The organism is Arthrobacter sp. PTI12 (assembly GCF_056679915.1).
Genome location: NZ_CM155256.1, coordinates 847,148 through 858,448, shown reverse-complemented (window position 1 = coordinate 858,448; position 11,301 = coordinate 847,148). Strand labels below are relative to the sequence as shown.

Here is an 11,301-nt window from a genome sequence, read left to right as displayed (position 1 = left end):
TAGTCTTGGGTGGCTAGTAATAGCTGCTGGAGACGTGCCAGAGCGGCCGAATGGGCTTCACTGCTAATGAAGTGTGGGCCTAAAGCCTACCGGGGGTTCAAATCCCCCCGTCTCCGCGTTTCGAAAAGGCGCCCCGGTCCTGGACCGGGGCGCCTTTTCCTTTACACGAACGTGTCTGCTGAACGGTTAGGCCTTCAGTGCGAGGACAAAGGGAAGCACCTCCTGGGCGCCTGCCTGCCTCAGTGCCCTTCCGGCGACTGTGAGGCTCCACCGGCTGTCCGCCAGATCATCGACCAGCAGCACCGGGCCGGGATTCGCCGCGAACCAGGCACGGCCTTCGTCCGGTACCGCAAACCTCTCCCACACCGCTGCGAGACGGAACGCACTATTGCCGCCGGAGCTGCCGCTCGGCCAGCCCTGCGGCAGTTGAAGTGCCCCCAGGTGAGGGATTCGGCCCACGCCGGCCAAGCTTTCGGCGAGCGAACGGATCAGCAGAGCGCGCCGTCGTGATGGCATGCTGACCACCGCCACCGGTCGGGTGTCCCACTGCCATTCTGCGAGCACCCGCACACAGGCCTGCACGGCTGCCGGGTCCAGCGCGGCGTCTTCGGATGAGTCCGCAAGGAGTTCCCGTACCCGGTTCCCCCAGCCGAGGTCAGTCATGCGTGCGAGTGCACGTCCGGCGGAGACCTGCTGGTCCGCGGGGATGCGTCCCTTGACGGGGACACCGAGCTTGTCCATCCCGGATGGCCATTGGCTCCTGGGTTCCAGAAGGACACCGACCCTGCCGAGCGCGCTGGCGGCACTCTCCGAGGCATCGTGTGACACCTCATCCGAGAACCAGGACCCGGCACAGTTGTCGCAGCGGCCGCAGGGCGCAGCCAGCGGATCATCGAGCGCGGCAGCGAGGAATTCCATCCGGCAGCCACTGGTATTTTCATAGTCGAGCATTGAGTTCTGCTCTTGCACACGAGCTGCCGAAATGCGCGAATACCGCTCGCGGTCATACTCCCAGGGCCTCCCGGTGGCCTGCCAACCTCCGGTCACCTTCTGCACCGCACCGTCCACGTCAAGCACCTTCAGGAGAAGCTCGAGCGGCGATCGCCGCACGTCCACCCGGGCTTCGAGGGCCGGCGTGGAGAGCACCGTTCCTCCTGCCAGTTCCGCCAGGATCCGCTGCGCCTTGTCCTCGGCGGGCATGGACGAGGTGGCGAAGTACTCCCAGATCTCGCGGTCCTCATTTCCTGGAAGCAGCAGCACATCCGCGTTGGGGGTTCCTCGGCCGGCGCGGCCCACCTGCTGGTAATAGGCGACCGGAGAGGACGGCGCGCCAAGGTGCACCACGAACCCGAGATCGGGTTTGTCGAAGCCCATGCCGAGGGCACTCGTGGCGATCAACGCCTTCACCTCGTTGTTCTTGAGTGCCTTCTCCGCCGCTTCACGATCCGCCGGGTCTGTTCGGCCGGTGTAGGCCAGCACGGAATGGCCGCTCTCCCGCAGGAGGCGTGCAGTGTCTTCAGCTGCAGAGACGGTGAGGGTATAGATAATCCCGCTTCCAGACAGATCATTCAGGTGGGTCAGGAGCCACGCGAGCCGTGAGCGGGGGCTCGGAAGGCGTAGCACACCGAGCCGCAGCGACTTGCGGGCAAGTTCTCCGCGCAGCGTGTAGACAGCGGTTCCGTCGGTGCCGAGCTGATCTTCGACGTCCTTGACCACGCGGGAGTTGGCGGTGGCCGTGGTTGCAAGCACGGGCACGCCCTGCGGCAGCGTGGTGATGAGATCGCGGAGGCGCCGGTAGTCCGGCCGGAAATCATGACCCCAATCAGAGATGCAGTGGGCCTCGTCAATCACCAGCAGCCCGGTGCGACGGATAAGTTCCGGCAGCTGGTTCTCGCGGAAGGCCGGGTTATTCAGCCGCTCCGGGGACACCAGGAGCACGTCCAGTTGGTCCGCGTCGAGCGTGGTGGTGATCTCTTGCCACTCGGTTTGGTTTGCCGAATTGATGGCAGCGGCCCGGACACCTGCGCGCTCGGCGGCAGCCACCTGGTCCCGCATCAGCGCGAGCAGCGGAGACACGATGAGGGTGGGTCCCGCACCCATGGCGCGCAGCAGCAGGCTCGCAACGAAGTACACGGCGGATTTCCCCCACCCGGTGCGCTGCACCACCAGGGCCCGGCGCCCACCACTGACCAGCGCTTCGATAGCCTCGAACTGGCCCTCATGAAATGCGGCGTCCTCGCGCCCCACGAGTGTTCGAAGAATCGCGAGCGCCTGCTGGTGGAGGGTGGTTGTTTCAGCCATGCGCCCCAGTATGGCAGTTGGTACTGACGCATTCGGCGGGCTTCGGTGCAGTGTGGACAACCGTCGTCGTCCATTACTCCCCAGCCTCCGGACGGCCGAAGCCAAGCGGTTAGACTTTCCAGCGTGAACACAACCATCGATCTGTCCGCATCGTTCAAAGCCTATGACGTACGAGGGATCGTCGGTGAGACCATCACCACGGAGTCCGTCCGGGCAGTGGGCGCCGCCTTCGTTGATGTGCTGAAACTGTCCGGGGAAACCGTCCTGGTTGGCGGCGACATGCGCCCTTCCTCGCCGGAGTTTTCCGAGGCCTTCGCGGAAGGCGCTACCACCCGCGGCGCAGATGTGGTGTTCCTCGGTCTGATCTCCACTGATGAGCTCTACTACGCCAGCGGCAGGTACAACGCCGCAGGCGTCACCTTCACAGCCAGTCACAATCCCGCCCAGTACAACGGTATGAAGATGTCCCGCCCCGGCGCAGTCCCGGTGTCCTCCGAGACGGGCCTTGCGGAGATCCGGGAGCTGGCGGAGAAGTACCTTGCCGAAGGCACCATTCCGGCAGGCGAGCGGCGTGGCTCCACTTCCTCACGGGATGTACTGAAGGATTACGCCGAGTATCTGCGTTCGCTGGTGGATCTCTCGGGCAGCCGCCCGATGAAGGTTGTTGTGGATGCAGGTAACGGCATGGCAGGGCTCACTACGCCAGCAGTGCTTGGGGCCGAGTACCTGGACGCTTTGCCGTTCGAGATCATTCCGCTCTACTTCGAGCTGGACGGCACCTTCCCCAACCATCCCGCCAATCCCCTCGAGCCGGAAAACCTCCGCGACCTGCAGCAGGCAGTGGTCAGTAACGGCGCGGACATCGGGCTCGGTTTCGACGGGGACGCGGACCGGTGCTTTGTCATCGATGAGCAGGGCAACCCGGTTTCGCCCAGCGCAATCACGGGCATGGTGGCGCGCAGGGAGATCCGCCGTGCGCAGGCTGCCGGCGAGCAGGAACCCGTGATCATCCACAACCTGATCACCTCACGCGCCGTGCCGGAACTGGTTCGCGCAGAGGGCGGCCGGCCGGTGCGCACGCGCGTGGGCCACTCCTTCATCAAGGCCGTCATGGCAGAGGAGGGCGCGGTCTTCGGCGGCGAACACTCGGCTCACTATTACTTCCGTGAGTTCTGGAACGCAGACACCGGAATGCTCGCAGCCATGCATGTGCTCGCCGCGCTCGGCGAACAGGATCAGCCGCTGTCCGAGCTCGGCCGTGAATACGAGCCCTACTTCGCCTCCGGCGAGATCAACACCCGGCTCGACGACGTCGCTGCCGCGACCGCGCGCGTCCGGCAGGAATTCGAGAACGACGGCGTCACAGTGGACGAGGTTGATGGCCTCACCTTTACTGCCGACGACGGCTCCTGGTGGTTCAACCTCCGGGCGTCCAATACGGAGCCGTTCCTGAGGCTCAATGCGGAAGCCGAAAAGCCTGAGACCCTCGAAAGCCTCACCACTGCGGTTCTCGAGCAGATCCGGCAGTAACTGCCCTTCTTAAGTCAGTGTGGCCGGCCCCCCGTTGGAAGAACCGGCCACACTGTTACGGACTACTCGCCGCTAGGGCTTACCCGCCGCTAGACCGCGAAACGCTCCTTCAACCGCTGCAGTTCTCCGGATAGCTCCGCGGGCAGTGACTCCCCGAACTGCTGGTACCACTGCTCGATGCCCTCCAGCTCGGCAGCCCACTCGTCAGCATCCACCCGGACCGCCTGCTCAACGTCAGCGGCGGTGAGGTCCAGGCCGGTGAGATCGATCGCGTCCGGCGCCGGCACGTACCCGATCGGGGTCTCAACGGCATCGGCCTGGCCCTCGAGCCGTTCGATGATCCACTTGAGCACCCGTGAGTTGTCACCGAAGCCCGGCCACGCAAAGCCGCCGTCCGCGGTGCGGCGGAACCAGTTCACGAGGAAGATCTTCGGCAACCGCGTCTGGTCTGCCTGGCCGCTGACTTTCAGCCAGTGGCTGAGGTAATCACCGGCATCGTAACCAATGAAGGGCAGCATCGCCATTGGATCGCGGCGCACCCTGCCAACCGCTCCGGCAGCGGCGGCCGTGGTCTCCGAGGACAGGGTGGAGCCCATGAAGATGCCGTTGGTCCAGTCGCGTGACTGCGTCACGAGGGGGACGGTGGTCTTTCGGCGGCCGCCGAAGAGGATCGCCGACAGTTCAACGCCCTCAGGGTCGTTGAATTCTTCGGCAAGCATGTCGATCTGGTCGATCGGCGTGCAGAACCGGGCATTGGGATGGGCAGCCGGGTTGTCCGAGGAGGGCGTCCAGTCGTTGCCCTGCCAGTCCATCAGGTGTGCAGGCACGTCCTCGGTCATGCCCTCCCACCAGACACCGCCGTCGTCAGTCAATGCAACATTGGTGAACACGGAATTGCCCTTGGCGATGGCACGCATGGCGTTGGGATTCGTGTCCCACCCGGTGCCGGGCGCCACGCCGAACAGGCCGGCTTCGGGGTTGACCGCCCGCAATTCGCCCTCTTTCCCGAAACGCATCCATGTGATGTCGTCTCCGAGTGTCTCGACCTTCCACCCCTCAATGGTCGGGTCGAGGAGGGCGAGGTTCGTCTTGCCGCAAGCGGACGGGAAGGCTGCGGAAACGTAGTACGTCTTGTTCTCCGGAGAAGTGAGCTTCAGGATGAGCATGTGCTCAGCGAGCCAGCCCTCGTCCCGGGCCATCACCGAAGCAATGCGAAGGGCATAGCACTTCTTGCCAAGCAAAGCGTTTCCGCCGTAACCGGATCCGAAGGACCAGATTGAGCGCTCCTCCGGGAAGTGCACAATCCACTTTTCCTCGTTGCACGGCCACGCGACGTCCTGCTGCCCCGGCTCCAGCGGCGCACCTACGGAATGAAGGGCCGGGACAAACTCGGCATTGAGTTCGGTCAGCCGGTCCAGGACCTCGGTACCGATGGTCGCCATGATGCGCATGGAGGTCACTACATAGGCGCTGTCCGTGATCTCGACGCCGAACTTCGGGCTCCGCGCATCGAGGTGGCCCATGACGAAGGGGATCACATACATGGTCCTGCCGCGCATGGAGCCGGCGAACAGGCCGCGCAGCTTCTCCTTCATCTTGTCCGGGTCCATCCAGTTGTTGGTGAATCCGGCGTCCCGCTCGTTCTGCGAGCAGATGAAGGTCTGCTCCTCGACCCGGGCAACATCGGCCGGGTCGGAGAACGCTGCGAAAGAGTTGGGGAAGAGCTTGGGATTGAGGCGCTTGAAGGTGCCGGCGGAGACCAGCTCATCGCTGAGCTGTGCGTTCTCCTCAGCGGATCCGTTGACCCAATACACCCGGTCCGGCTGCGTCAGCGCGGCAGTCTCCTCGACCCAGGCCAGCAGTTCCCGATGAGTTGTAGGTGCAGCCATTACTGCATCGTGCTCAGTCGCTCGGTCAGCAAGCAACGGCTGCCGCACAGAATCGCCCATGTCTCGTCCCTTCGTTGGGTGGGTGGTGTGTATTGATGCTAGGGGCGGTATCAGCGCGGATTTCCGCCGTCGAAGGCGTACTGTTGGTCCTGCGAACGCGGTGATCCGCGCAAGTACGCGGTTTTACCTAACTCCTCACCCTGCTTAGTGTGATAAACGTCACGTAGACCGGTCTAGCCCGCTCTGCGGCTGTAATCGAGCACTTCCGCCAATTAGCATTAGGTTCCGAATGGCTGTAAAGTTATCTACGGCCAAACGGCCATGGAGAAGTCATTCACAACGGCTTTGAACTGCGTGCGTAGCTCAACGGATAGAGCATCTGACTACGGATCAGAAGGTTGGGGGTTCGAATCCCTTCGCGCGCACCACTAAACAAACCGCTCCGGGCAACCGGGGCGGTTTTGGTTTAACCTCTCCCGTTCTTCGGAGCTTGCCCCACCGCATCTCCGGTGCCAAGCTCAGGACCATGAGTGCCGAGCAGACCACCGACGTCATTGTTATCGGAGCCGGCGCGGTGGGCGAGAATGCTGCCGCCCGTGTGATTCAGGGAGGGCTCTCCGCCACCCTCGTCGAATCGGAACTGGTGGGCGGCGAGTGTTCCTACTGGGCCTGCATGCCGTCGAAGGCACTGCTGCGGCCGGGTTCCGCCCTGCACTCCGCGCGCGCGGTCGCGGGCTCACGTGAAGCAGTCACCGGCACCCTTGATGCCCAGCAGGTACTGGCCCGCCGCGACGAATTCACCTCGCACTGGGATGATTCCTCGCAGGTCGAATGGGTGGAGAAGACCGGAATCACACTGGTCCGCGGCCGCGCCCGCCTCACCGGCGAGCGTCGGGTCGAGGTGACCACCGACGACGGCGCCACCACCCTGGTTGCGCGCCACGCCGTCGCTCTCGCTACGGGATCCGCGCCGACCATTCCTCCTATCGACGGTCTTGACGGCCTCAACTTCTGGGGTACGCGGGAAGCGACATCTGCCAAGGAAGTGCCGGAATCGCTCACAGTGCTGGGCGGCGGAGTTGCAGGTGCAGAACTGGCGCAGGCCTACGCCCGGCTTGGTTCAGCGGTCACCCTGATCGCCCGGAGCGCGCTGCTGGGCAGCTACCCGGAACCCGCGGCGCGGCTGGTGCAGCAGGGCCTGGAGCACGACGGCGTTACCCTTCATCTGAACACCGGCACCGAATCGGTTGCTTACGATGGCGAACGCTTCCGCGTGAGCCTCGCCGGCGGAACCGTTGTGGAGTCAGAGAAGCTCCTCGTCTCCACCGGCCGCCATCCTGCCCTGGCAGGTCTCGGTGTGGAGAAACTCGGGCTCGAACCACGGCGGCTGGACACTGATGACTCCGGCCAGGTCAGCGGCCATCCCTGGCTCTACGCAGTGGGCGACGCCGCCGGGAAAGTGCTCCTCACACATCAGGGAAAATACGAGGCCCGGATGACCGGGGATGCGATCGTTGCCCGCGCGAAGGGCGAGTTGCAGGGGCCGCCGGAAAGGTGGGGGCCGTTTGCAGCCACCGCGGATTCGTACGCCGTCCCCCAGGTTGTCTTCACCGATCCGGAAATCGCCATGGCGGGCCGGACACTCGAGACAGCACGCAAGGACGGGCTGAACGTCAGCGAGACGTCACTGGAGCTGTCGGTTGCCGGATCTTCCCTCCACGCCGACGGCTACCAGGGTTGGGCGCAGATGGTGGTGGACGAGGAACGGAAGGTTCTGGTGGGCGTGACCTTCGCCGGACCGGACGTAGCCGAACTCCTGCACGCTGCGACCATCGCCATTGCCGGTGAGGTTCCGCTGCACCGCCTCTGGCACGCCGTGCCCGCGTACCCAACGATCAGCGAAGTGTGGCTCCGGCTGCTTGAGAAGTACGGGCTTTAGGGCGTGTCTGTCTCTCAGCGGAATCGGGCGGTGGCCGTTTCACGCCCCCGCCCGAGCGAGACCGGCGCACTCTGCCCGTCGCGCTTGATCACGTAATCACCGAAGAAACCCGTAATCGTCAAGCGTGCGTCATGATCCGTGCGCATCGTCGTTCCCGGCAGCCACCACTCGCCCTTGATCAGCGACCGCAGAGCGTGAAACGAAGGTTTCGGCGTGCCGTCGGCGCGAACAAGCCCGCCCGGCGCACCGAGCCACGCTCCGTCGTCGGTGAGCCCCCAGTAGGTGATGGCCTGCACGGCCGGGTGGCCCACGAGTGAGCGATAGTGGCGGACGACCTCGTCCGCTTGCCTGCCCTCTCCCTCGGGCGTCGACGGCCAGGATGGGATCTGATAGTCGTTGAGGTCGACGATCCCCGGCGGCATGAGGTCCCCCGACAGCAGAGTCGTCTCGGTCAGATGGAGGGGCAGCCCGAAGCGGGCGAACCGGTCGACCATCGCGAGCATGGTCTCTTCTCCCCAATACCCCTGATGCATGTGCGTCTGCAGGCCGATCGCATCCACAGCGATTCCCGCTTCAAGCGCGCCCTCGATCAGGGCTTCGTAGTCGCTCGACAAGTCGAAGTCGTTCAGGACGAGCGTCGCCGAAGGGTTCGAGGCACGAGCTTCCTCGAACGCGAGCTGAATCATGGGCACGCGGCCAATGCTCCGCGCAAGCCGGGTGATACCGTTTTCCTCTGCCGTGAACACGGGCATGATGACGACTTCGTTGATGGCGTCCCACGAGTCGATGACCCCGGAAAAGCCGGTCACCTCGCGTCGGATCCTCTCGCGCTGCAGCCGCTCGATCTCCGCCACCGGTAGACCGGTGAGCCACTCGGGCGCCAGCGTGTGCCAAGTAAGCGGATGCCCCTTCACCGCCACTCCGCGCTCAGCGAACCACGAGGCGGCCCGGAGAAGCCTTCGGGTGTCAGGCTTGCCGCGGGTCGGCTCGAATCCTCGCCAGTAGAACGGAAGGGTCGCAGTGTTGAAGAGGTCGAGCCACATCGTCTCGAGCTCCGGCAGGCCCGCAGAACCTGCCCCTCCGAAAACGGGCTCCGCCGCGGCGGCCTGCTCGGTCTCCCCATTGGCGAGCGGGATGAAGTCGAAACCGATGTTGCCGAAGGTGAAGTCATGACTCAGCTGTTCGACGGTGACATCCGCGTTGCGCGCGGGATTGCCGAAGGAGTCCAGCACGGTGACCTGCGCCGTCACCCGGCGGTGATCGACACTCAAGAGGCGCTCCGCGCGATCTCGTTGAAACTCGGATGGAAGGCCCGGTCGAAGCCCACGATGCGGGCTTCCCCAGAGAGCTGCACCGAGTGAGTGATCCGTATGTCGGTGCTCGACGCTCCAAGACCAAAGACGATCTCTCCCGGTTCGACGATCCGCTCGCCGTTTCGGCCGGTGAAGCCGGTGACATCAGCGGGAACGTGTATCGAGAGCTCGACGGATTCGCCCGGCAACAGGTCAACGCGCTGAAAACCGACCAGACGCTGCACCGGGCGCACCACTGACGCGACCGGATCGTGGACGTAAATCTGGACGATTTCTGTCCCGGCACGGTCCCCGGTGTTGCGCAGACGGAGGCCGAGGGTCGCCGTGCCATCGACTCCGACCGTACCCGGCCCGTGCTCGCCGGCGCTCCAGTCAAAGGTCGTATACCCGATCCCATGCCCGAACGCGAAGACCGCGGTCGGGTCGATGTTCGACACTCCGTTGGAGCGCGCCAGGGGAGCGGCCAGGTATGTGGACGGCTGCGTTCCCTCTGAGGCCGGGATGCTCACAGGCAGGCGCCCGCTCGGATTGACCCGGCCGGAGAGGATGCCGGCGAGCGCGGCGGTTCCTTCTTCTCCTGCGAAGAAGGCCTGCACGATCGCGCTGGCGCCCGTGACAGCGGATCCCAGTGCGTACGGTCGTCCAGCGAGCAGGGTGACCACGGCAGGAGTCGATGTTGCCAGGACGGCATCGAGAAGGTTTTGTTGGGCACCGGGCAGGCGGAGTGATTCGACGTCGCAGCCCTCACCGCTCGTGCCACGGCCAAAAAGCCCGGCCCGGTCGCCGAGGGCGACGATGACGACGTCCGCCCGCGTTGCAGCATCCACCGCTGCGGGGATCCCGGCGGTTTCTCCTCCGTCGATCGTCGTGCCTGGTACGTGTTCGATGTCGGCTTCGGGAAACTCGATGCGAAGGCTATCCAGCAGGGTAGGCAGTTCGATACCGACGGGTATGCCAGGATGCTGCACGCCGACATGCGCAGGGAAGGAGTAGCAGCCGAGAACGGCGAAGGGGTCGTCGGTCGTCGGCCCGACGACAGCAATGCGGCGCGGGGCGGCGAGCGGAAGGGTCCCGTCGTTGCTCACAAGCACGATGGACTGTTCGGCGATCTCGCGGGCGACCGCCCGATTGCCGGCGTTGTCCAGGTCGATGGTGCCGTGGATGCCTTCCGTGTTGTCCACGTCTGCGTCCCGCAACGCTTCGGGTGTGGCATCCCAGTCAGGATCAAGCAGTCCGAGTTCGACCTTCTGGCGCAGCACACGCCGGAGGGCACGATTTATGACCGCCTCGGGCAGGTCGCCCGACCGGACCGCTTCAGCCAGCGGCGCACCGAAGGTCTTCACCGTCGGCAGTTCGACGTCCACGCCCGCCTTGAGCGCGAGAGCAGCGGCCTCGCCCCACGAACCCGCGACGCCGTGAAGCAGTTTCAGGAAGGCGATCCCGAAGTAGTCGGCGACGACGGTGCCGTCGAAACCCCAGGTGTCGCGCAGGACCCCGGTGAGCAGCGACTCGTCAGTTGCGGATGGCACGCCGTCGACGTCGGTATAGGAGTGCATGACCGAACGCGGCTTGCCTTCACGCATGACCATTTCGAACGGGACGAGCAGCACGTCAGCGAGTTCACGCGGACCGATTGAGACCGGCGCGAGGTTACGGCCGGCTTTCGACGCCGAGTATCCGACGAAGTGCTTGAGAGTTGCGACGATTCCTGCGGACTCGAGGCCACGGACGTACGCCGTTCCGATGGTGCCGATGAGATACGGGTCCTCACCGATGGTCTCTTCGACGCGGCCCCAGCGGGCATCCCGCACCACGTCGAGCACCGGGGCAAGGCCCTGGTGGATGCCGACCGAGCGCATGTCGGACCCGATGCGGTGTGACATCCGCTCAATGAGCCCCGGATTGAACGAGGCACCCCAGGCCAGGGGCACCGGATAGGCGGTCGCCCCCCAGGTGGCGAAGCCGGCAAGACACTCTTCATGCGCAACAGCCGGGATGCCGAACCGGTTGGATGCCGCGATCCGGCGCTGGCTGCGGAGGAGGGACAGCGCCCCGAGCGCTGGGTCGACCGGAGCCGAGCCGAACGGTCGAGTCAACTGGCCGAGCCCGTTCGGCAGAAGGGCATCGAGGTCGACGACGTCGTCCATGTCGTTCTGATGCGGGGCAACGTCCCCGCCCTCGCTGGACGCACCGACCCAGACGCCGAACAGCTGGGCGATCTTCTCCTCGAGCGTGAGCTCGGTGAGGAGTGCTTCGACGCGGTCGGAAGCGGATGCGGTGACGTCCTGCCATGCAGGCGTGGTCGTCGTGGATGTTGTGGTGCTCAAGG

General features: G+C 64.9%; 6 protein-coding genes and 2 tRNA genes. 4 read left to right on the top strand and 4 right to left on the bottom strand.

Translation table 11 applies throughout. The annotated features are described in order from the left end of the window. The first annotated feature begins 28 nt into the window (after positions 1-28). A tRNA-Ser gene (locus AC1MBU_RS04245) sits at positions 29-116 on the top strand. A 70-nt stretch (positions 117-186) separates the two neighbouring features. Here AC1MBU_RS04245 and AC1MBU_RS04240 read toward each other — a convergent pair. Further along, the gene (locus AC1MBU_RS04240; protein WP_479788777.1) at positions 187-2,301 is read right to left on the bottom strand and encodes a RecQ family ATP-dependent DNA helicase; all 2,115 of its coding nucleotides are present in this window, start codon (positions 2,299-2,301) and stop codon (positions 187-189) included. A 123-nt stretch (positions 2,302-2,424) separates the two neighbouring features. Here AC1MBU_RS04240 and AC1MBU_RS04235 point away from each other — a divergent pair, with 123 nt between their 5' ends. Beyond that, positions 2,425-3,831, top strand: coding sequence for a phosphomannomutase/phosphoglucomutase (locus AC1MBU_RS04235; RefSeq protein ID WP_479788775.1), 1,407 nt, complete (start codon positions 2,425-2,427; stop codon positions 3,829-3,831). 89 nt (positions 3,832-3,920) lie between these two features. Here the strand turns inward: AC1MBU_RS04235 and AC1MBU_RS04230 are convergent, their stop codons facing one another. Further along, on the bottom strand, positions 3,921-5,780 hold the full coding sequence (locus tag AC1MBU_RS04230) for a phosphoenolpyruvate carboxykinase (GTP) (protein ID WP_471672850.1): 1,860 nt from the start codon (positions 5,778-5,780) through the stop codon (positions 3,921-3,923). A gap of 292 nt (positions 5,781-6,072) precedes the next feature. On the opposite strand from AC1MBU_RS04230, the gene AC1MBU_RS04225 reads away from it, so the two are divergent. Together AC1MBU_RS04225 and AC1MBU_RS04220 are read left to right on the top strand one after the other, a co-directional pair. Continuing rightward, positions 6,073-6,148, top strand: a tRNA-Arg gene (locus AC1MBU_RS04225). A 98-nt stretch (positions 6,149-6,246) separates the two neighbouring features. Next, positions 6,247-7,659, top strand: a complete 1,413-nt coding sequence (locus AC1MBU_RS04220) for a dihydrolipoyl dehydrogenase family protein (RefSeq protein WP_471672849.1) — start codon at positions 6,247-6,249, stop codon at positions 7,657-7,659. 14 nt (positions 7,660-7,673) lie between these two features. Here the strand turns inward: AC1MBU_RS04220 and AC1MBU_RS04215 are convergent, their stop codons facing one another. Both AC1MBU_RS04215 and AC1MBU_RS04210 read right to left on the bottom strand, forming a co-directional pair. After that, the gene (locus tag AC1MBU_RS04215) at positions 7,674-8,930 is read right to left on the bottom strand and encodes an endo-1,4-beta-xylanase (RefSeq protein WP_277358045.1); all 1,257 of its coding nucleotides are present in this window, start codon (positions 8,928-8,930) and stop codon (positions 7,674-7,676) included. Beyond that, complete coding sequence (locus AC1MBU_RS04210) at positions 8,927-11,299, bottom strand: beta-xylosidase/alpha-l-arabinosidase (protein WP_479788771.1); 2,373 nt, start codon at positions 11,297-11,299, stop codon at positions 8,927-8,929. The genes AC1MBU_RS04215 and AC1MBU_RS04210 overlap by 4 nt, the downstream gene beginning before the upstream one ends. Between the last annotated feature and the right edge of the window lie 2 nt (positions 11,300-11,301).